The organism is Enterococcus sp. DIV1368f (assembly GCF_051712245.1).
In the GTDB taxonomy this organism is placed as follows: Bacteria; Bacillota; Bacilli; order Lactobacillales; family Enterococcaceae; genus Enterococcus; species Enterococcus faecalis.
This window is the reverse complement of the sequence record NZ_JBIOON010000001.1, coordinates 1845157-1866441: the sequence shown is the minus strand read 5'-3', so window position 1 is coordinate 1866441 and position 21285 is coordinate 1845157. Positions and strand designations below refer to the sequence as shown.

The following is a 21285-nucleotide window of genomic DNA, read 5'->3' as shown; positions in this document are numbered from 1 at the left end:
TCGCAACCATGCTACAGTAAAGAAGAGAGATAGAAAGGGGCAAAAAACATGAACCGAGTGAAAGATAAGCGTTTATGGCTAAGTATTGTAGGAATTACCGGACTAGGGCTCTTGTCGGGCTTATTTTCAGTAAATGCGAGAGAATATTATCAAGCGTTGAGATTACCAAGTTTTGCTCCGCCAGGCTGGTTATTTGGACCAGTGTGGTTGGTGTTGTATATTTTTATGGGCATTACTTTTTATTTCATCTTAGTTCATCCAAATAAACAACAGAAAAAACGGATGATTACGCTATTTATTTTACAATTTATTGCGAACTTTTTCTGGACATTTTTCTTTTTTTCTTTACAAAATAATTTATTATCTGTGATTGATATCTCATTGTTATGGTTATTATTAATAGTTCAACAGTGGGACTACTTGCGTTATAAATTAATAACGCGTGGCTGGTTGATGATTCCTTATATTCTTTGGGTTACTTTTGCGGCAGCTTTAAATTACAGTATTTTATTTTTAAATTAGGAATATCAAAACACCAGAGAAAAATGGCTAGTTCCCATTTTTTTCTGGTGTTTATTTTATTTATTTCAACGTAGTTATTCTGCGGCAGTTGCTAATTTTTTCGCAAATTCTTCTAAACGTTTGATGTCGTCTTCTTCAGCGGCTAGATCAACTTTAACGCTGTCGGCGCCTTTTTTTGCCCCAATTTGAGTAAAGACTGCTTCGAAGTCGTCCACCGATTTACAAAAATCATCATAAAACGTGTCTCCTGAACCACAAACGCCGAAGATTTTTCCTGATAAATCAATCTCTTGTAAGTCTTCATAAAAGTCGACAATTTCATCAGGTAAATCGCCATCGCCATACGTATATGTAGCTACTACACAGATATCGGCCTCTTCAAAATCAGCGGCATCGACTTGCGTACACTCATCAATTTCGACCTCTAATTCTAAATCTTCAAATGCTTCTGCAACAATGTCGGCAATTTCTTCTGTATTCCCAGTCATGCTTGCATACACAATTTTAGCTAACGTCATAAACTTTCTTCCCCCTCATACAATTCTGTCACTTATTATAGCAGATGCGCATTTCTTATAAAAGACTAGTGAGTGCTTTTATTAAGGGACTTTTTGAAAATTGGTGTTTGAACAATCTTTTTTGCAAAAAATGTGATAAAATAATTTGAATGAAACAAGTTTAGGAGAGATAGTATGATTACATTAAAATCACCACGAGAAATTGAAATGATGGATGAATCAGGGGAATTATTAGCGGATGTTCACCGTCATTTACGGACGTTTATTAAACCTGGCATTACAAGCTGGGATATTGAAGTATTTGTGAGAGACTTTATTGAAAGTCATGGTGGCGTGGCGGCTCAAATTGGCTATGAAGGTTACAAATATGCTACTTGTTGTAGTATCAACGACGAAATCTGCCACGGATTTCCTCGTAAAAAAGTATTAAAAGATGGCGACCTAATCAAAGTAGATATGTGTGTCGACTTAAAGGGCGCAATCTCTGATTCATGCTGGTCTTATGTCGTGGGTGAATCAACACCTGAAATTGACCGCTTGATGGAAGTAACCAAAAAAGCGCTATATCTTGGAATTGACCAAGCACAAGTAGGAAATAGAATTGGCGACATTGGTCATGCAATTCAAACGTATGTAGAAGGAGAAGGCTATGGGGTTGTTCGCGACTTTGTAGGCCACGGCATTGGCCCGACTATCCATGAAAGTCCAATGATTCCTCACTATGGTGAAGCAGGTAAAGGACTACGTTTAAAAGAGGGAATGGTTATTACCATTGAGCCAATGGTTAACACAGGAACTTGGCGCATGAAAATGGACCCAAATGGTTGGACTGCTTATACTGAAGATGGCGGTCTAAGTTGTCAATATGAACATTCATTAGCGATTACGAAAGAAGGTCCAAGAATCTTAACGTCACAAGGCGAAGAATTGACTTATTAATAAGGAGAGTGTGTGATGAAGTTTCTCGACAACATCAAAAAGAATCAATCTTTGATGCGTTTTATTGAGACAACGCAAAGTCACATGGTCACAGCCGAAATAGGCAACAGCTCAGTGGTTGTTGCCTATTATTTATTACTCTCGCTGTTTCCATTACTGATTGCGGTAGGTAATGTCTTACCTTATTTAAGAATCGACCCTAATTCTGTGTTGCCTTATATTGCAGAGGCGATTCCGAAAGATGTTTATAAGAACTTAGAACCAGCGATTCGTTCACTACTGACTCAACGTTCAGGCGGGTTGCTTTCTGTTTCCGCTTTAGCAGCATTTTGGAGTGCCAGTCAAAGTATTAATGCACTACAAAATGCGATGAATAAAGCTTTTGGTGTCGAACAAAGGAAAAATTTTATTCTCGTAAGAGTGGTTTCATTTTTAGTTATTTTGTTATTTATGGTAGCAATTGTCGGTGTAGTAGTAATTTTAGGTCTGGGTCAGTACATTATTGAATTACTGCAACCAATTTTCCATTACTCAACATCTGTGATCGATACTTTCCAAGCGTTAAAATGGCCGTTAACGACCGTTGTTTTATTAGTGATTATGTGTTTGATTTATGCGGTCGTTCCTAATCGGAAATTATCGTTACGTTCTATTTTGCCAGGGGCTATTTTTTCGACAGTCGGTTGGATGCTATTATCACAAATTTTTGGTTTGTACGTAAAATATTTTAGTTCTAGAATCGCAAGTTATCAAATCATCGGGAGTTTTATCATCTTGATGTTATGGCTGAATTTTGCTGCCACGATTATTATTTTAGGAGCAATTGTCAACGCTGTCGTTGATGAATACTTATCTGGAGATAAAGAAAAGAAACAACCAAGTTTTGAACAACGCTTGTTTAGATGGTTTAAAAAGAAAAATAAATAGATTTCTTTAAAAAAGTCTAAACCGTTGCCAGAACACATGTTTCAGCTTGTAAATGCTTCAGTTTACGGTATAATATACCCTGAACGAGAAGAAAGTGGGTTCGACTATGTCACTATTTATTTATGAAGTTTTGATACGTTTATTTATGACATTTATCTTATCTTTGCTATTAACACCACTTGTTAAGCTTCTAGCGTTTCGGATTGGCGCCTATGATGCACCAGGAGAGCGACGAATCAATACCAAAAATATGCCTACAGCAGGAGGACTTGCAATCTACATTGCTTTTGCTAGTTCATGTTTATTGATTTTTCGTTCGATTATCCCACAAGATTATATTTGGCCGATTATTTTGGCTGGTGGAATGGTTGTTTTGACAGGCCTCATTGATGATATTAAAGAGATTACTCCAATGAAAAAAACAATCGGTATTTTGTTAGCAGCATTAGTTATTTATTTTGTTGCTGGAATTCGGATAGATTTTGTGACGTTGCCAGTTGTTGGAATGATTGATTTACGCTGGTTTAGTTTACCACTAACTTTATTGTGGATTTTAGCGATTACGAATGCAGTAAATTTAATTGATGGTTTGGATGGTTTAGCATCAGGCGTATCCATTATTGGATTAACCACGATTGGTATTACAGGGTATTTTTTCCTACATGCTAAAACGGTCTATATTCCAATTGTTATTTTTATTTTAGTTGCGAGCATTGCGGGATTTTTCCCATACAATTTTTATCCGGCTAAAATATTTCTAGGAGATACCGGGGCGTTATTCCTCGGGTTTATGATTGCAGTAATGTCGTTACAGGGCTTGAAAAATGCTACGTTTATTACGGTAATTACGCCAATGGTGATTTTAGGTGTGCCAATTACGGATACGGTTTATGCAATTATTCGACGGCTATTGAACAAGAAGCCCATTTCCTCAGCAGATAAAATGCATTTACATCACCGCTTGTTATCTTTAGGTTTTACCCATAAAGGGGCGGTCATGACTATTTATGCATTAGCGTTAGTTTTTTCCTTTGTCTCTTTATTGTTCAGCTATTCAAGTACAGTAGCATCAATTTTATTAATTGTCTTTTGTTTAATTGGCTTAGAACTATTCATTGAACTAATCGGTCTAGTTGGCGAAGGGCATCAACCGTTGATGTATTTGTTACGGATTTTAGGGAATCGTGAATATCGTCAGGAGCAAATGAAAAAGCGACTTGGCAAGCATTCTAAGAGAAAGTAAAGAAATCTTTAGGTTGCTTTGCGAGAGCGTAAACCTATGATATAATTCCATTAAACTTAAAAAAGTATATGTGTGAAACATATGCTTTTTTTTTAAGACGATGTTTCAGTAGTAAGGAGAAATGAGCATGCAAGAAATGGTAACAATCTCGATTGTCACTTATAATAGTCGTTACATTTTTAATGTACTAGACCAATTAAAAGCCGAACTAGGTACTGATAGTATCTATGATATTCATATCTATGACAATCATTCTGAAACAGCGTATCTTGAAAAATTAACAACATATGAACCATTTATTACTATCCATCGCGCTGAAGAAAATCAAGGGTTTGGTCATGGTCATAATCAAGTGTTATTCAATGCTTCGACAAAGTATGCAATTATTTTTAATCCCGATGTGTTGGTTACTAAAGACGTGCTTGATCGTTTATTAGACCGTATCAAAATAGATAAGAACATTGCAGTCGTTAGCCCTAAAGTGTTAAATGAAGATGGCACGACGCAATATTTAGTTCGTCAAAAATTAGATGTCTTCGATTATATGTTACGTTTTATTCCCTTTCAATTTGTAAAGAAAATTTTTGATAAACGTTTGAGCATTTATGAATGTCGCGATTTGTCGGATACAGAAACAACGGATATTAAAATGGGCTCAGGTTGTTTTATGTTGATTGATCGTGAAAAATTCGTTGAAATTGGTGGCTTCGATGAACGTTTCTTCATGTACTTTGAAGACAACGATTTATGTTTACGCTTTGGCAAAGCAGGCTATCGGATTCTCTATACGCCTTTTGAAACGGTTGTTCACATGTATGAAAAGGGCGCCCATAAAAGTCGAAAATTGTTTAAAATCTTTATGCAATCAATGGGGAAATTTTTTAACAAATGGGGCTGGAGGTTCTTTTAATGAGTCAAAGATTAGCGGTAGTCATCGTCTTATATCAAATGAAAATGGCTGATACGCCGAATTATTTGTTATTAAAAGAAGTGGTAAATCATCCCGAATTGCACTTATTTATTTATGACAACAGCCCACTTCCTCAAGAAGATGCATTATTTTTACAACAAAATGTTACTTATCGACATAATCCTGATAATCCAGGCCTAGCGACCGCTTATAATGAAGCGATTGCTTTTAGTCAAACGAATCAATGTGAATTATTGTTGCTCCTTGACCAAGACACAGAAGTACCAGCTTCTTATTTTGATACGTTGATCATCATGCCGTTAGATCCGACTGTGGCAGTCTATGTTCCAATTGTAGAAGCAAATGGACAACAAATTTCGCCAGTATATAGTGATCAATATGTTGGACTTAAAGGAGCAAAGCCAACAGCAGGGATAGCCAACCAACCGTTGATGGCTATCAATTCTGGTACAGTCATTACGGCAGAAACACTGCGCTGGTTGGAAGGATTTTCGGAAGAATTTCCTTTGGACTATTTAGATCATTGGTTCTTTTATCAATTGAATCAAGCCAATAAAAAGATTGAAGTCTTACCAATCCACCTAAAACAAGAATTGTCTGTTTTAGATTATCGTACAATGAGTCCTCAACGTTATCGCTCTATTATTGAAGCAGAAACGTTATTTTATCGTCGATATGATCAAGAAAAGTTTTCCCATCATCGACGCCATTTATTTTTACGCAGTAGTAAGCAATTTTTAACTGTCAAAAATCGCCAAATTTGGCGGCAAACATTGGCAGAATTTCTCAAGTTAATGAAAGGATAATCTATGATCTCAGTTTGTATTGCGACATATAATGGAGAAAAATATCTCGCGGAACAATTAGATAGTATTCTTTTACAAGTCAGTGAAGAAGATGAACTAATTATTTCAGATGATGGTTCTACTGATCATACGTTGGAAATTTTGAGAACGTATGCAGCGAATTATCCCCAAATTCAATTGTTACAAGGTCCAGGGCAAGGAGTGATTGCTAATTTTGCATTTGCGCTTACGCATACGAAAGGCGAAGTGATATTTTTAGCAGATCAAGATGATGTTTGGTTGCCAAATAAAGTAACGACGGTGACAGAATATTTTGAAACGCACCCTGACATCCAAGTGGTTATTAGTGACTTGAAAATTGTTGATGCGGATTTACAAGTTACCAATCCCTCTTATTTTAAGTTTCGAAAAGTCAAACCAGGATTTTGGCGAAATGCGATAAAAAGTGGCTATATTGGGGCAGGTATGGCCTTTCGTCAAGAGATGAAAAACGTCATTTTACCCATTCCGCCAGAAGTTCCTATGCATGATATGTGGATTGGCTTATTAGCTGCACGGAAGAAGCAAACGGGTCTCATTAAAGAACCATTAGTGCTTTACCGAAGACATGGAGCGAATGTCAGCCCTATTATTACCAAAACAAGTTTCCAACAAAAATTAAATTGGCGTGTGAATTTATTAAAAGCTTTACATCAGCGTTTAAAGGAACAACGCTAAACTTTTACAGATTTGTAAAATTTACGTAAATAACATGACAAACCCTATGCTTAATGCGATAATAGGGAAGGATATTTGGTTTTATAGAAACTAAAAATAGAAGTATTTAAGGAGATTGTTCATGAAAGGAATTATTTTAGCAGGCGGAAGCGGGACACGCTTATATCCGCTAACAAAAGCAACATCAAAACAATTAATGCCAATTTACGACAAACCAATGATTTATTACCCAATGTCAACGTTAATGTTGGCGGGAATTAATGAAATTTTGATTATCTCTACACCAGAAGATACACCACGTTTTGAAAGCTTATTCGGCGATGGCCATGATTTAGGCATTCATATCGAATACGCGGTGCAAGAAAGCCCAGACGGTTTGGCGCAAGCATTTATTATTGGTGAAGAATTTATTGGTGATGATAGTGTCTGCTTAGTTTTAGGGGACAATATTTATTATGGTGGCGGTTTATCAAAAATGTTGCAACGAGCGGCTTCTAAAGAATCCGGGGCAACAGTCTTTGGTTACCATGTAAATGATCCAGAGCGTTTCGGCGTGGTAGAATTTGATGAAGAGATGCGGGCGCTTTCTATTGAAGAAAAACCAGCACAACCGAAGTCAAATTACGCAGTGACAGGTTTGTATTTTTACGACAATGAAGTGGTTGAAATTGCGAAAGGGATCAAACCGTCAGAACGTGGGGAATTAGAAATAACAGACGTTAATAAAGTCTACCTTGAAAAAAATAAACTTTCTGTTGAGGTAATGGGCCGTGGCTTTGCTTGGTTAGATACAGGCACACACGAATCCTTGCTAGAAGCGTCAACATTTATTGAAACAATTGAAAAACGTCAAAATTTAAAAGTCGCTTGTTTGGAAGAAATTGCTTATCGAATGGGCTATATTACAAAAGAACAATTGGTAGAATTGGCACAACCATTGAAGAAAAATGGCTACGGCCAATACTTGCTACGTTTAGCAGCAGAATAGGAGCGAAGAAACGTGAAAGTTATTGATACAAAATTACAAGATGTCAAAATTATCGAAATGGATGTTTTCGGTGATCATCGTGGCTTTTTTACAGAAAGTTATTCCAAAGCTAAATTTGCAGAACATGGATTAGACTTTGATTTTGTCCAAGATAATCATTCATTATCAACAGAAGCAGGTGTCTTGCGTGGATTGCATTTTCAAAAAGGCGAAGCTGCGCAAACAAAACTAATTCGCGTTGTAACAGGTGCGGTATTAGATGTGATTGTTGATATTCGTAAAGGGAGTCCAACCTATGGTCAATGGGAAGGCTACATTTTATCAGAACATAATCACCGTCAGCTTTTAGTACCAAAAGGTTTTGCCCATGGTTTTGTCACTTTGACACCGAACGTGAACTTTATGTACAAGTGTGACAATTACTACAATGCGGCAGCAGACGGCGGTATTGCTTTTAACGATCCAGCGTTAGCTATTGATTGGCCAATTGCGCCAGAAAAAGCGATTACGTCAGAAAAGGATCAAAAACATCCAACCTTAAAAGAATTTGAAGCGGAAAATCCGTTTATCTATGGCGAAATTTAAGAAAAAAGTAGGAGAGTTTCAATTATGAAAAAAATCATCGTAACAGGTGGAGCTGGTTTTATCGGCTCAAATTTTGTTCATTATGTTGTAAAGAATCATCCAGAAGTTCATGTAACTGTATTAGATAAATTAACGTATGCAGGAAATGAAAAAAATCTTGAAGGTCTACCAAGTGATCGTGTGGAATTAGTCGTAGGAGATATCGCTGATGCTGAATTAGTTAATCGTTTAGTCGCTGAAACAGATGCGGTCGTTCACTATGCTGCTGAATCGCATAACGACAACTCATTAAACGACCCATTCCCATTTGTACAAACCAATCTGATTGGGACGTACACATTGATCGAAGCTTGCCGTAAAAACAATGTTCGTTACCACCATGTATCGACTGATGAAGTTTATGGCGATTTACCTTTAAGAGAAGATTTACCAGGACATGGAGAAGGCGAAGGGGAAAAATTCACTGCCGAAACGCCTTACAATCCTTCAAGTCCTTATTCTTCAACAAAAGCAGGATCTGACTTGTTAGTCAAAGCATGGGTTCGTTCTTTTAACTTACAAGCAACAATTTCAAATTGTTCAAATAACTATGGTCCATATCAACATATTGAAAAATTTATTCCTCGTCAAATTACCAATGTCTTAAGTGGCATTACACCAAAACTTTATGGTGCTGGTAAAAATGTTCGTGACTGGATTCATACAAACGACCATTCTTCGGCTGTTTGGGCAATTTTAACAAAAGGTCAAATTGGCGAAACGTATTTAATTGGAGCCGATGGTGAAGAAGACAATAAAACAGTGATGGAATTAATTTTAGAATTAATGGGACAACCTGTTGATGCCTATGAGCATGTCAACGATCGTGCAGGACATGACTTACGTTATGCGATTGATTCAACCAGATTACGCGAAGAATTAGGTTGGGAACCAGAATTCACGAATTTCCGTGAAGGCTTGGCAGAAACAATCAAGTGGTATACAGAAAATGAAGACTGGTGGCGTGCAGATAAAGAAGCTGTTGAAGCAAAATATGCACAAAATGGTCAGTAATTTTTTCTGACATGTGAGATAACAGTCGAAAGGCGATGGCAAAGTACAAAAGCTACTTTGCCCTGCCTTTTTTTCAAGAAGGAGCGAAAAAAATGATTTTAATTACTGGTGGAAATGGCCAATTGGGCACAGAATTACGTCACCTATTAGACGAACAAGGAATTGAGTATGTTTCAACGGATTCAACAGAATTAGATATTACTGATGCGGATAGTACGTTGGCAAAAGTGAAAGAAATTCAACCAAGCGTCATTTATCATTGTGCTGCTTATACAGCTGTTGATAAAGCAGAAGACGAAGGCAAGGAATTAGATGAAAAAGTGAATGTAGATGGCACACGTCATGTTGCAGAAGCTGCTAAAGCAGTGGGGGCGACACTTGTTTACGTAAGTACAGATTATATTTTTGATGGAACTAAAAAAGAAGGCGTCTATGCGATTGATGATCAACCGAATCCTTTAAATGAGTATGGTCGGACGAAGTTATTAGGTGAACAAGCGGTCCAAGAAATCCTGGACGACTATTATATTATTCGAACATCATGGGTATTTGGCCAATACGGTCATAACTTTGTCTTTACCATGCAAAAATTAGCGGAAACAAGAGACCAACTAACGGTAGTGGACGATCAGTTTGGCCGCCCAACTTGGACAAGAACGTTAGCCGAATTTATGGCATTTGTTATTGCAGAAAAAGCGCCATTTGGTGTTTATCATTTGTCTAATGAAAACAGCTGTAGCTGGTATCAGTTTGCTAAAGAAATTTTAAAAGATACTGAAGTGGAAGTACTGCCAGTGGATTCAACTCAATTTCCACAAAAGGCGCAAAGACCACAATATTCTGTTATGGATTTAAGTAAAACAGAAGCGTTAGGCTTTAAAATTCCTACTTGGCAAGAAGCCTTAGCACAAATGTTAGAAAATGTTCAACAATAAATTGCTTTGTGTAAGTGAGGGGTTTTGTTAGAGAAAAAGTGGAAAGGTGTTTCTCTTTATGAAGGTACTTTTAATCATTCCTGCTTACAATGAGGAAGAAAACATTTTGCGGACGATTGCTTCCATTGAAACATTTAAACAGGAAGTTACGCATTTTCAACATGAATTGGATTATGTGGTAATTAATGATGGCTCGACAGATGGAACCAAACAAATTTTAGAAGTCAACCAAATTAATGCCATTCATTTAGTGTTGAATTTAGGGATTGGCGGGGCGGTACAGACCGGCTATAAATATGCCTTAGAAAATGAATATGATGTGGCGGTTCAGTTTGATGGTGATGGTCAACATGATATCAATAGTTTACCTATTTTACTTGAACCATTAGCAGAGGGTAAATGTGATTTTTCGATTGGCTCTCGTTTCATTCCTGGAAACGAAGCGGCTTTTCAAAGTACGAAAATGCGCCGTTTTGGTATTCGTTTGTTATCTTTTTGCATTCGAATGGCTTCTGGTAAAACAATTTATGATGTGACTTCGGGGTATCGAGCAGGAAATCGGAAAGTGATTGCTTTTTTTGCAAAGCGTTATCCGACAAATTATCCCGAGCCAGAATCGATTGTTCACTTAATTAAAAAACGCTTTGTGATTGTTGAAAGACCTGTCAATATGATGGAACGGCTTGGTGGTGTTTCTTCGATTCGTGCCTTGGCTTCTGTGAAGTATATGCTGGAAGTCGGCTCAGCAATTCTGATTGCTGCCTTTATGAAGGAGGGAGATTGATGCTACCAACCGTGTTATGGCTAGCTTTATTTTTATTTGCAATTGGCTTTTTCTTATACATTATTCGAGGGATTAATAAAAATATTTTTCTCCTAAAAAATGCTTTGATTTGGTTATTAATCTCAATTGTTTTAATTATTTTTGCTATTTTCCCGCATGTGGCAGAATGGTTAGCAATGGCCTTTGGGTTTGAAACAACATCAAACTTCTTATTATCAGCTGCAGTGATTGTCCTTTTAATTATGGAAATTAAAAATTCTGTGTTGATTTCAAAACACGAAAATCGCATTAAAACATTATTGCAGGAATTATCTATCATGAAATCTGAAGAAAATAAAAAAGATCGCTAATGTGTAGTGACCCTTAAAAGTTGGACCTGAAAGTCTAATTTTTAAGGGTCAGCTCAATGGATAGCGATCTTTTTTATTTAAGATTCATAATCACAATGCCGACAATAATAACCACAGCACCAATAAGGGCATTCGTTGTGATTGTCTCTTTTAGAATCAGATTTGAAGCGATTAAAATAGCAATGTTTGTACAGGCAACGCCTAAAGGAACAATGTAAGAAACATCGGAACGACTAATAATTAACATCCATAAAATAAAACTAATTAAATAACAAAATAAACCTAATAAAGAAATAAGTGAGATATTCATTGAAAAGATTGTTTGTTGGAGTTGGATGTTCAAACTGCTAGAACCTAGTTTAAATAAGACCAGACCAGCAGAAGACAGAAATACGTAAATAATAAAAAGAACCATAATTTCCCTTCTCTCAAAAATAGTTTCCATGCAAAAAATGCAAGACCTCCATTATTGTAGCATAATCTCCTAAAAATTGGACAAGATTTTTTAATATAGCGAAATCAGTTAAATTTTTCTTTATAAAAAGGGGTCTACTATTGAAAAGCTAGGCGTTTATCGATAAAATAGAAATGTTGTTTAAAATGGCATTTTTGTATCCAAAAATTTTAGATAAAAATAGTTTATTACGGAAGGAATAAGTATATGTTTAAAGAAACATTTTCAATTTTCAAGAATATTTTTCAGAACAAAAAATTGTTACTACAATTTTCATTTAATGATTTTAAGGCCAAGTATGCTGGTTCAGCACTAGGAATTGTCTGGGCGTTTTTAACGCCATTAGTAACTGTTTTGACGTATTGGTTTGTCTTTTCTGTAGGCCTTCGTTCTAGAGCTGGCGACAATATGCCGTTCATTGTCTATTTAGTAACAGGGATGGTGCCTTGGTTCTTCTTTTCAGATTCGTTATTATCAGCCACGAATGTGTTTCGTGAATATAGTTATTTAGTTAAAAAAGTCGTGTTTAATGTACAAATTTTACCAACGTCTAAAATTTTATCGAACTTGTACACCCACTTGTTTTTCATTCTAATTGGTTTTGTAATTACTACAGCTAACGGTTATTACCCAAGTCTGTACAGTTTGCAATTAATTTACTACTTAGCTTGTTTATTAGTCTTTTTAACAGCAATTACGTGGATTACTGCTTCAACACAACCATTTTTACCTGATATTATGCAATTTATCAATATCATTATGCAAACAGTTATGTGGACATTACCAATTTTATGGCAACCAACTGGAATGATTGCGACAATCTTAAAAATCAATCCATTATATTATATTGTTCAAGGATACCGCGAATCTTATTTAGGCGGTGCATGGTTCTGGGAACATTGGCAATATAGCTTATATTTCTGGGGAGTTACTATTGTTTTACTATTAATTGGCTCAACCGTGTTTAGACGCTTAAAACCACATTTTTCAGATGTACTATAAGGAGAGAACGACATGTCAGAATATGCAATCGATATCCAACATATTACCAAAACATACAACATGTATAAAAAGCCGTCCGATCGGTTTAAAGAAGCGCTTAGTCCAACCAAAAAATCTTACCACGATTTGTTTTATGCGTTAGACGATGTCACGATGCAAATTAAAAAAGGCGAGATGATTGGTTTTGTCGGCGAAAATGGCTCTGGGAAATCAACCATGTTAAAAATTATTACAGGAGTACTAACACCAACCTCCGGGTCCATGGTGATTAATGGGAAAATTTCAGCGTTGCTTGAATTAGGTTCAGGTTTTAACCCCGAATATTCAGGATATGAAAATATTTTCTTAAATGGAATGGTCCTAGGTTTTTCCCGAGAAGAGATGGAAGAGCGTGTCCAAGATGTCATTGATTTTGCTGACATCGGCGATCATTTGTATCAACCAGTTAAAACGTACTCTAGTGGTATGTTTGTCCGCTTGGCTTTTGCGGTAGCTATTAACGTGGACCCAGATATTTTAATTGTCGATGAAGCGTTGGCTGTCGGGGATTTAGAGTTTCAATTAAAATGTATGGAAAAATTTACGGAAATTAAAAATTCTGGTAAAACAATTTTATTTGTTTCTCACGATGTAAACTCCATCCGTCGTTTTTGTGACAGAACTTTTTGGTTGCAACACGGGAAAGTCGTTGAATATGGAGATACGATGGATGTGACTACCAATTACGAAAACTTTTTGAAAAAGAAATCAATTAAAACAGTTGACCGCGAAGCGACCATGAAAGATGAAACCCCAACACCAGATATTATTGAAGTGGATCATGCGGAACTTTTAAACGCGGATTATGAACCATTAGAAATGGTAACGCAAGATGAAAAAGTGATTGTAAAAATTGAATATACTGTCAAAAATGACCAAATTAAGAAGCCTGTTTGTGGGGTCGCTATTCGAACAGTGGACAACCATTATGTCTGTGGCTTAAATACGTTATTAGATGGCGTGCAAATTCCTTGGAAAAAAGGACGGAATGTTTTTTATTTAGAATATGAAAAAATGTCATTATTAACAGGTGAATATTATTTTGATATTGCTTTCTTTGAGGAACATGCAACAGTCCCATTAGTCTACAAAACAAAATACGTGACGATGTTTATTACCGGTCGTTATGCCGGAGAAGGAATTGTCATCTTAGATCATAAATGGAAGGATACGACAAAAGATGAAGTATGATTTTGAAATGGAAACAGACGAGAGTACCAGTGTTGGGAAAATCGTAGCACAAATCAAAGAAAATAGTGATGTCTTGGAATTTGGTCCAGGTAATGGGCGAATGACTAGCTATTTGATGGAAGAAAAAAAGTGCCAGGTCTCAATTGTTGAATTAGACAAAGAACTTTATGATCATGTCAGTCAATTTTCAACAGATGCCTTTTATGGCAATATTGATGAAAATGATTGGGTCGAATACTTTGCTGGTAAGACGTTTGATTATATCGTTTTTGCGGATGTGTTGGAACATTTAATGAATCCTCAAAACGCCTTAGCAAAAGTCAAACCGTTTTTAAAACCAGGCGGTCAAATTTTAATCACGTTCCCTAATTTGGCACATAATTCGGTCTTAATTGATTTATTTAATAATCGTTTAACATGGAATGAAACTGGGCTATTGGATGCTACGCATAAATCATTCTATTTACAAGAAGGATTTGAAAGAGTTTTTGCAGAAGTTGGTTTATACATTGCCAAAGAAGATTTTACATTTAATCAAGTTGGCTACAACGAAATTCCTACGACGTATGAAGCGTTACCTGTAGAAGTGCAAGCAGCTTTTAAAGCGCGTCCCTTTGGCGAAGTGTATCAGTACTTTTTTGCCTTGACTGCTGAACCAGTAGAACAGCCAGAGCGAGTGACACCAGTAAATTCATACAATGAAAAAAACGTTCATATTTTAATTAATTGCGGCGAAGAAAAAGAGACTGAGTTGGATCAACCAGTTGATTTACAAAAACCTGAAACAAAACAGTTCCAACTGAAGATACCAGAAGACGTCCAACTGATAAAATTATTCCCAAGTTTAACGGGGGCAATTGTCAAATTATCCATGACGATAGACGGGGAGACAGTCCCAGTCGCAGCAACAAATGCTTTTCTGGTACAAGAGAATGTCTATTATTTCTTAGATACGCAAGTACCTGTAATCGAAGTAACCGATGCACAAATGGCAGGCAAAGACCTGACAGTAGACATTGATTATTTCTTTGAAGGCAACTATTCAGAACGTGAGAATACCTTTATTCATGCACTGTTAGATGAAAGAAATCAATTTTTAGAAGAAATGAATAAACAGACGGAGACATCCCCTATGCCTACTGGAAAATATAAACGAATTACGTTAACTAAATTTGATAAAATGATTAATTTAACCATCGATGATATTGCTCGCGATGTAGAAAATAACGTTTCTGTTATCAGAGGGTGGGCGTATGACAAACAAACAAATTATCCGCTAAGATTCAGCATTGCAGAAGCTAGTGAATCAGTCACTTATACGGTGGAAACAGAATACCGTCGTGATGTTATTGATATGTTTGAATTAGAAGGCGATCAAGACTATGGTTTTGTCATTACGATTAAAGATCCAGAAGATTTACCAGCCTACACGCTAAACATTGACACCAAATCAGGTCAGAAGGTTCAATACGTGGTGGAGCGTCCAAACATGGTTCAACCAGGTACGAAATTTGATCGAGCATGGCGTTCGATTCAGACACGTGGTTTCATGGGCTCAGTGAAGTGGTACTTTAAACGACAAGAAAAAGCAGAAGCCCCTGTTGACGTGGAGGCAGTTTTAGCGGAAATTAAAACGTTCCAATTTCAGCCTAAAATTTCTGTCGCTGTGCCTGTTTATAATGTCGAAGAAAAATGGCTTGCAGCATGTGTCTCTTCTTTACAAAATCAGTACTATGAAAATTGGGAGTTATGTTTAGCAGATGATGCATCGCCAAGCGAACATATTAAGCCCATGCTAGAAAAATATAAAGAACTAGATCAACGAATCAAAGTTATTTATCGCGAAGAAAACGGACATATTTCAGAAGCAACTAACTCAGCTTTGTCGATTGCTACTGGCGATTTTGTTGGTTTCATGGATAACGATGATGAATTAGCGCCACAAGCATTATATGAAGTGGTCAAAGCTTTAAACACAGACCCAACGATTGATTTTCTTTATACTGATGAAGATAAAATTACAGAAAATGGTCGTCGCTTCAACGCGTTTTACAAATCGGACTGGAATCCAGAACTGATTTTAAACCATAATTACATTACACACTTTGTTGTTGTGAAACGTGATTTATTAGAAAAAGTAGGCGGACTGAATTCAGCATATAACGGCGCTCAAGACTATGATTTCGTATTACGAGCAACGGAACAAGCAACGAAAATCAAGCATATTCCTGGTATGATGTATCATTGGCGTGCCATTGAATCATCGACTGCTCTAAACCCTGAAAGCAAAGGTTACGCCTATGTAGCTGGTCAAAAAGCGGTCCAAGCGGCAACGGAACGCCGTGGCTTAAAAGCACAAGTAGAGATTGCCGAATTTTATGGTTCCTATAAAATTAACTATCTTTATGATCATGTGCCGATGGTATCATTGATTATTACGAATGATACAGAGAATATGAGTAGTTACTTACGTCAATTATTAGAAAAAACTGCCTATACAAATTATGAAATTCTATTGCCTGCACGCTTCGAGAATCAAATAAATATCCAAAATGACCGTCTTCGTTATGTTTCAACAGAAACTCGTCATGGCATGATTCAAGCTGCTAAGGGAGAATATGTGGCTTTATTAAATGCTGGATTGGTACCAACGAAAAATGATTGGTTAAAAGAGTTAATGAACATTGGTCAACAAGAGACCTCTGGTTTAGTGACTGGCCGCGTAGTTGACGCACGCTATCGCGTGGAAACGGTGGGAGTATCAGTTGATACAGACAAAGGTCGATTACTTTATCCTGAAAAAGGCACCCCTGGTAAAAGCTTAGGTTACTATTACAGAATTGCTTTACCAAGAAATATTCAAGCAGCAACTGAAGACTGCTTACTATTCAACAAGCAACTTTACCTAAATTTAGAAGGAATTAACGAAAGCTTAGGAAAAGAGTGGATGGGTGTCGATTTATCGTTACAATTTGCTAGCGCTGGTAAACGAAATGTATATGTGTCCTATGCAATTTTAAAAGCAGACGAAAAAATGCAAAACCATGATAAAAAAGGATCTTATAAAGAACTTGCGGAAAAATGGACTGCGGAAGCTTTAGTTGATCCTTACCGAAATCCGAAACATCTATAAGGAGAATGCACATGAATGAAGACATTAAGGTGATCTTTGATAGTATCTATCGCGACAAAACAACAAATAATTTAACCATTACAGGTTGGGCGTTGGATACAATCACTAAAGAAAGCCCAACTTTCACAATTAATAATGAAAACCAAGTGTCCGCTTATAACATTCAGCGCGTTTTACGTGAAGATGTTAATCAAATTTATCAAACAGAGCCTGCGATTGAAGCTGGCTTTGTTGTTACACTTGAAGGAATTAAACAAAAAAAAGTACTCCCTTTTCATTTTCAATCATCAGCACATGTTGTAACGGTGGATTTTCCCTTGAATAAAAAATATCCAGTGATTCCAGGGACAGAAGATAAAGTGACTCGTCTTTGGATAAAAGCCAAAAAAGGATTTAAGTATATGGCTAAAAATGGTATTTCTCATACCATTCAACGAGCGAAAATTGAGAAACTGAGAAATCAAGCTTCGTATCCTAACTGGTTAGCTAGAAATGAAGTACTAGACATAGAAGCGATGACACAAGAAATCGCAACATTTCATTATCAACCTAAAATTTCCATTGCGATGCCAGTGTATAATGTTGAAGAAAAATGGCTTCGGTTGTGCATTGATTCTATTTTGAATCAAGTCTATACTAATTGGGAATTATGTATGGCCGATGACGCCTCAACAGATCCCAATGTCAAAAAGATTTTAACAGAGTACCAGCAATTGGATGAGCGAATTCGGGTCGTCTTTCGTGAACAAAATGGTCATATTTCCGAAGCAACCAACTCTGCTTTAGCGATTGCTACCGGAGAATTTGTCGCCTTACTAGACAACGATGATGAATTAGCGATCAATGCTTTTTATGAAGTGGTTAAAGTGCTGAATGAAAACCCAGAACTGGATTTAATTTATAGTGATGAAGATAAGATTGACATGGATGGAAATCGTTCTGATCCAGCCTTTAAACCAGATTGGTCACCTGATTTACTTTTAGGAACGAATTACATTTCGCATTTAGGCGTGTATCGTCGGAGTATTCTAGAAGAAATTGGCGGCTTTCGAAAAGGTTACGAAGGTTCTCAAGACTACGATTTAGTCTTAAGATTTACTGAAAAAACGACAAAAGAACGCATCAAACATATTCCAAAAGTTCTTTACTATTGGCGAATGCTGCCAACCTCAACAGCAGTGGATCAGGGCTCAAAAGGTTATGCTTTTGAAGCGGGGCTAAGAGCCGTGCAAGATGCGCTCGTTCGTCGAGGTATTAATGGTCATGCAACGCATGGGGCGGCGAATGGCTTATACGATGTTTATTATGGCATTGAATCCGACAAGTTAGTCTCAATTATTATTCCAACTAAAAATGGCTATAAAGACGTACAACGTTGTGTTTCATCGATTATTGAAAAAACAACCTACCAAAATTACGAGATTATTATGGCAGACAATGGAAGTACAGATCCAAAAATGCACGAATTATATGCAGAATTTGAACAACAATTACCTGGCCGCTTTTTCGTTGAATCAATCGATATTCCATTCAATTTCTCAACTATTAACAATCGTGCAGCGAAAAAAGCGCACGGAGAGTATTTATTATTTTTAAATAATGATACCGAAGTGATTACAGAGAATTGGTTAACTTTGATGGTTTCATTTGCTCAGCAAGAACGGATTGGCTGTGTAGGTGCGAAATTATTGTATCCAAATAATACGGTCCAACACGCAGGCGTTATTTTAGGATTAGGTGGTGTTGCTGGACATGGTCATTATGGTTATCCCCATGGTGACTTAGGCTATTTTGGTCGGTTAGCTATTAATGTTAATTATTCAGCAGTAACTGCCGCATGCTTACTTATGAAAAAAGCAGATTTTGATGCAGTTGGTGGTTTTGAAGAAGCGTTTACCGTAGCTTTCAATGATGTTGATTTATGCCTGAAAGTCCAAGCTTTAGGACGTGACAATGTTTGGCTTCATGAAGCAGAGCTTTATCATTTTGAATCTCAAACTCGTGGATATGATGATAAAGGCAAAAAGAAAAAACGTTTTGAACAAGAAAAAGTGATGATGGAAGAAAAATGGGGACCTTTAATTGAAAATGATCCATTTTATAATCCTAATCTGACAAGGGATATTCCCAACTTTTCATTACGAATTGACTAGATGCAATTGCGGATGACGAAATGGAGCGAAAAGATGGAACAACAACTAACTACAAGAAAAGAAAAACAACCATTACGCAACCAAGCTGAGCAGAGCGCTCGCTTGGTTGATCATTTGTTACGCTGGCGCTATCTGCTAGCGGCAGTCATTTTTATTTTACTGGTCGCCTTTAAAGTCCATGGTAGTTCATTAAACATGTGGGATGCGTATGTTTCTGAATATGCGGATGGCCAAAAAAGTTCATTAATTGCTGGTGAACCAAGAGGTGTTCGTTCGGATGAATGGCTCGTTCAAACCCCATTTAGTCTGTCGCAAACACAAACGGGTTTGAAAACACATAATGATGTGATTACGTTAAATGGTCAAGACATGGTGGTAGGCTATAATTCGCCAGCGTGGAATTTGGCCACGTTAGCGAAACCTTTTACGTGGGGCTACGTGCTACTAGGTAAAGAATATGGCTTATCTTGGTATTGGAATCTTAAATTAATTGGTTTGATTTTATTCTCTTTTGAAATTGGTTTGATCGTCACACGGCGGAATAAATATTTAGCTTTGTTAGCAAGTGTTTGGATTCCGTTTTCTTCGGCCCTTCAATGGTGGTTTGTCTCGCCAGTTGGAGATTTAGTATTTTTTGGCTTAGGTTTTTTAGTGGGAATTTATAATTATTTCTATTATCATAGTAGTGTTCGACGTCGTGTCATTTGTGCGATAACGGCTGTTATTATGGCCTCAGGATTTGTTTTAGTTATTTATCCTGCGTTACAAGTACCACTTGGTTATTTGATTTTATTATTTTTAATTTTATTCTTTTTAGAATTTCGTAAAAAAATTAAGTTGGATAAGTGGGATGGGGTCCTGATAGGTGGGGCACTCTTGATGACGGCGATTATTGTTGGCGGATCGCTATATGGCTCGTTGGATTCCTTAAAAGCAGTAATGGATACCGCTTATCCAGGAAAACGGGTAAGTTTAGGTGGCGATATGCCTAAACGCGATATTTTGTTATTTTTAACAAATTGGAAAATGCCGTTTCAAGATGTTCCATATTCAAATAATTCGGAAATCAGTAGTTTTTATCAATTATTTTTTGTTATTTTGCCGCTCTCACCATTTATTTTTTATAAAAAAATCAAAGAAAACATTTACGGTTTTGTCTTATTCGTGTATTGTTTATTTAACTTAGTTTGGATGAGCGTGCAATTTCCAACAATTTTTGCTAAGTTGACATTGTGGTCTTATGTGCCAGAACAACGGGCGATGTTATCCTTCGGGTTTGCAGCTGTGTTGTTGAGTTTATGGTTCATCGATTATTTATGGAATCGCCAAGCAAAAATTCCGATGATGGCCTGGTTAGGGGCGCTAGGATTAAATGTTGTTCTGTATTTCTTTGTTTTATATACGGGCAATTTACGGTTATACGTTACACGAATGGACATCATTGGTGTCTTGGTTGTCGCTACCGTTTTAATTGTTGCTTTATTTAAACGTTGGCGCACGTTATTTGTCCTTGTCTTATTAGGAATCATTATGGTTTCTGGTGCCTTTGTTAATCCAATTTCTCGAGGCGTTTCTGCTGTCTATGGAAAAAAATTAGCAGTAGAAGTGGAAGAAATTAACAAAAAAGACCCCAACCAATTGTGGGTGGGCGAACGCTTGATGTATGGTTATTTGCCAATGTTAGGTGTGCATACATTTAACGGTGTTGCTTTTACACCTGACTTAGAGGCTTGGAAACCATTAGATCCAAAAGGAAAAGACACATTTATTTATAATCGCTATGCGCACATCAATGTTGAAGTAGGAAATCAGACCCCTGTTTTAGAGTTGATGCAAAAAGATGCGATTATTGCTCGTTTATCTCCAGAAAAATTAAAAGAATATGGGATTAAATATGCGGTCGTTTATAAACCATTAGAACCGTTAGACACACCAACGATTCATTTTGAAAAATTATATGGACCTGATCAGAACGGGGCATATATTTATCGAATAAACGACTAGTGATTCATTCA

The 21285-nt window shown here is 36.7% G+C and carries 20 protein-coding genes; 18 read left to right on the top strand and 2 right to left on the bottom strand.

Translation table 11 applies throughout. The features are described from left to right. The first annotated feature begins 48 nt into the window (after positions 1-48). Positions 49-522, top strand: coding sequence for a TspO/MBR family protein (locus IGL07_RS09180; RefSeq protein ID WP_002356884.1), 474 nt, complete (start codon positions 49-51; stop codon positions 520-522). 74 nt (positions 523-596) lie between these two features. On the opposite strand, the gene IGL07_RS09175 is transcribed toward IGL07_RS09180, so the two are convergent. Further along, positions 597-1040 (bottom strand): flavodoxin, encoded by a 444-nt coding sequence (locus tag IGL07_RS09175; protein WP_010817477.1) that lies wholly within the window; start codon positions 1038-1040, stop codon positions 597-599. Between the two features lie 174 nt (positions 1041-1214). Here IGL07_RS09175 and map point away from each other — a divergent pair, with 174 nt between their 5' ends. From map to IGL07_RS09115, 12 genes are all read left to right on the top strand, one after another. Further along, positions 1215-1979 carry a type I methionyl aminopeptidase gene (map, locus tag IGL07_RS09170; protein ID WP_002389095.1) on the top strand — a complete coding sequence of 255 codons (765 nt, stop codon included), beginning with the start codon at positions 1215-1217 and terminating at the stop codon, positions 1977-1979. Between the two features lie 15 nt (positions 1980-1994). Continuing rightward, on the top strand, positions 1995-2906 hold the full coding sequence (locus IGL07_RS09165; RefSeq protein WP_002384297.1) for a YihY/virulence factor BrkB family protein: 912 nt from the start codon (positions 1995-1997) through the stop codon (positions 2904-2906). Between the two features lie 106 nt (positions 2907-3012). Next, entirely contained in the window at positions 3013-4149 is a 1137-nt protein-coding gene (locus IGL07_RS09160; protein WP_002366956.1) for an MraY family glycosyltransferase, read from the top strand. Positions 4150-4270: 121 nt separating this feature from the next. Next, positions 4271-5059, top strand: coding sequence for a glycosyltransferase family 2 protein (locus IGL07_RS09155; RefSeq protein ID WP_002359892.1), 789 nt, complete (start codon positions 4271-4273; stop codon positions 5057-5059). Beyond that, entirely contained in the window at positions 5059-5886 is an 828-nt protein-coding gene (locus IGL07_RS09150) for a glycosyltransferase (RefSeq protein WP_002376950.1), read from the top strand. The genes IGL07_RS09155 and IGL07_RS09150 overlap by 1 nt, the downstream gene beginning before the upstream one ends. A 3-nt stretch (positions 5887-5889) precedes the next feature. Beyond that, positions 5890-6603 (top strand): glycosyltransferase family 2 protein, encoded by a 714-nt coding sequence (locus tag IGL07_RS09145; RefSeq protein WP_002362119.1) that lies wholly within the window; start codon positions 5890-5892, stop codon positions 6601-6603. Positions 6604-6724: 121 nt separating this feature from the next. Further along, a complete protein-coding gene (gene rfbA / locus IGL07_RS09140; protein WP_002364387.1) occupies positions 6725-7591 on the top strand; it encodes a glucose-1-phosphate thymidylyltransferase RfbA in 867 nt (288 codons plus the stop codon). 12 nt (positions 7592-7603) lie between these two features. After that, positions 7604-8176 carry a dTDP-4-dehydrorhamnose 3,5-epimerase gene (rfbC, locus tag IGL07_RS09135; RefSeq protein WP_002356893.1) on the top strand — a complete coding sequence of 191 codons (573 nt, stop codon included), beginning with the start codon at positions 7604-7606 and terminating at the stop codon, positions 8174-8176. A gap of 24 nt (positions 8177-8200) precedes the next feature. Next, positions 8201-9229: a dTDP-glucose 4,6-dehydratase gene (rfbB, locus tag IGL07_RS09130; RefSeq protein WP_002359895.1), complete on the top strand. Its 1029-nt coding sequence runs from the start codon at positions 8201-8203 to the stop codon at positions 9227-9229. 92 nt (positions 9230-9321) lie between these two features. Beyond that, positions 9322-10164 (top strand): dTDP-4-dehydrorhamnose reductase, encoded by an 843-nt coding sequence (gene rfbD, locus IGL07_RS09125; RefSeq protein WP_002356895.1) that lies wholly within the window; start codon positions 9322-9324, stop codon positions 10162-10164. Positions 10165-10222: 58 nt separating this feature from the next. Beyond that, positions 10223-10948, top strand: a complete 726-nt coding sequence (locus IGL07_RS09120) for a glycosyltransferase family 2 protein (RefSeq protein WP_002359897.1) — start codon at positions 10223-10225, stop codon at positions 10946-10948. Beyond that, positions 10948-11298 carry a DUF2304 domain-containing protein gene (locus IGL07_RS09115; RefSeq protein WP_002356898.1) on the top strand — a complete coding sequence of 117 codons (351 nt, stop codon included), beginning with the start codon at positions 10948-10950 and terminating at the stop codon, positions 11296-11298. Before IGL07_RS09120 ends, IGL07_RS09115 begins: the two co-directional genes overlap by 1 nt. Positions 11299-11371: 73 nt before the next feature. Here IGL07_RS09115 and IGL07_RS09110 read toward each other — a convergent pair whose 3' ends face one another. Further along, on the bottom strand, positions 11372-11713 hold the full coding sequence (locus IGL07_RS09110) for an EamA family transporter (protein ID WP_002356899.1): 342 nt from the start codon (positions 11711-11713) through the stop codon (positions 11372-11374). A 246-nt stretch (positions 11714-11959) separates the two neighbouring features. Between IGL07_RS09110 and IGL07_RS09105 the strand changes: the two genes are divergently transcribed. From IGL07_RS09105 to IGL07_RS09085, 5 genes are read left to right on the top strand one after another with little or no spacing between them, the layout of a single operon-like run. Then, positions 11960-12754, top strand: coding sequence for an ABC transporter permease (locus tag IGL07_RS09105; protein WP_002356900.1), 795 nt, complete (start codon positions 11960-11962; stop codon positions 12752-12754). A gap of 12 nt (positions 12755-12766) precedes the next feature. Beyond that, complete coding sequence (locus IGL07_RS09100) at positions 12767-13984, top strand: ABC transporter ATP-binding protein (RefSeq protein ID WP_002356901.1); 1218 nt, start codon at positions 12767-12769, stop codon at positions 13982-13984. Beyond that, the gene (locus tag IGL07_RS09095) at positions 13974-17117 is read left to right on the top strand and encodes a glycosyltransferase (protein WP_010817475.1); all 3144 of its coding nucleotides are present in this window, start codon (positions 13974-13976) and stop codon (positions 17115-17117) included. Before IGL07_RS09100 ends, IGL07_RS09095 begins: the two co-directional genes overlap by 11 nt. Before the next feature lie 11 nt (positions 17118-17128). After that, a complete protein-coding gene (locus IGL07_RS09090; RefSeq protein WP_010817474.1) occupies positions 17129-19270 on the top strand; it encodes a glycosyltransferase family 2 protein in 2142 nt (713 codons plus the stop codon). After that, positions 19271-21274 (top strand): DUF7657 domain-containing protein, encoded by a 2004-nt coding sequence (locus IGL07_RS09085; RefSeq protein ID WP_002383759.1) that lies wholly within the window; start codon positions 19271-19273, stop codon positions 21272-21274. It abuts the gene before it with no gap. The last annotated feature ends 11 nt before the right edge of the window (positions 21275-21285 follow it).

Excerpts from the sequence above, each read along its gene's own strand:
- IGL07_RS09180 (WP_002356884.1), top strand. The coding sequence starts at position 49 with ATGAACCGAGTGAAAGATAAGCGTTTATGGCTAAGTATTGTAGGAATT.
- IGL07_RS09175 (WP_010817477.1), bottom strand. The coding sequence starts at position 1,040 with ATGACGTTAGCTAAAATTGTGTATGCAAGCATGACTGGGAATACAGAA.
- map (WP_002389095.1), top strand. The coding sequence starts at position 1,215 with ATGATTACATTAAAATCACCACGAGAAATTGAAATGATGGATGAATCA.
- IGL07_RS09165 (WP_002384297.1), top strand. The coding sequence starts at position 1,995 with ATGAAGTTTCTCGACAACATCAAAAAGAATCAATCTTTGATGCGTTTT.
- IGL07_RS09160 (WP_002366956.1), top strand. The coding sequence starts at position 3,013 with ATGTCACTATTTATTTATGAAGTTTTGATACGTTTATTTATGACATTT.
- IGL07_RS09155 (WP_002359892.1), top strand. The coding sequence starts at position 4,271 with ATGAGCATGCAAGAAATGGTAACAATCTCGATTGTCACTTATAATAGT.
- IGL07_RS09150 (WP_002376950.1), top strand. The coding sequence starts at position 5,059 with ATGAGTCAAAGATTAGCGGTAGTCATCGTCTTATATCAAATGAAAATG.
- IGL07_RS09145 (WP_002362119.1), top strand. The coding sequence starts at position 5,890 with ATGATCTCAGTTTGTATTGCGACATATAATGGAGAAAAATATCTCGCG.
- rfbA (WP_002364387.1), top strand. The coding sequence starts at position 6,725 with ATGAAAGGAATTATTTTAGCAGGCGGAAGCGGGACACGCTTATATCCG.
- rfbB (WP_002359895.1), top strand. The coding sequence starts at position 8,201 with ATGAAAAAAATCATCGTAACAGGTGGAGCTGGTTTTATCGGCTCAAAT.
- rfbD (WP_002356895.1), top strand. The coding sequence starts at position 9,322 with ATGATTTTAATTACTGGTGGAAATGGCCAATTGGGCACAGAATTACGT.
- IGL07_RS09120 (WP_002359897.1), top strand. The coding sequence starts at position 10,223 with ATGAAGGTACTTTTAATCATTCCTGCTTACAATGAGGAAGAAAACATT.
- IGL07_RS09115 (WP_002356898.1), top strand. The coding sequence starts at position 10,948 with ATGCTACCAACCGTGTTATGGCTAGCTTTATTTTTATTTGCAATTGGC.
- IGL07_RS09110 (WP_002356899.1), bottom strand. The coding sequence starts at position 11,713 with ATGGTTCTTTTTATTATTTACGTATTTCTGTCTTCTGCTGGTCTGGTC.
- IGL07_RS09105 (WP_002356900.1), top strand. The coding sequence starts at position 11,960 with ATGTTTAAAGAAACATTTTCAATTTTCAAGAATATTTTTCAGAACAAA.
- IGL07_RS09100 (WP_002356901.1), top strand. The coding sequence starts at position 12,767 with ATGTCAGAATATGCAATCGATATCCAACATATTACCAAAACATACAAC.
- IGL07_RS09095 (WP_010817475.1), top strand. The coding sequence starts at position 13,974 with ATGAAGTATGATTTTGAAATGGAAACAGACGAGAGTACCAGTGTTGGG.
- IGL07_RS09090 (WP_010817474.1), top strand. The coding sequence starts at position 17,129 with ATGAATGAAGACATTAAGGTGATCTTTGATAGTATCTATCGCGACAAA.
- IGL07_RS09085 (WP_002383759.1), top strand. The coding sequence starts at position 19,271 with ATGCAATTGCGGATGACGAAATGGAGCGAAAAGATGGAACAACAACTA.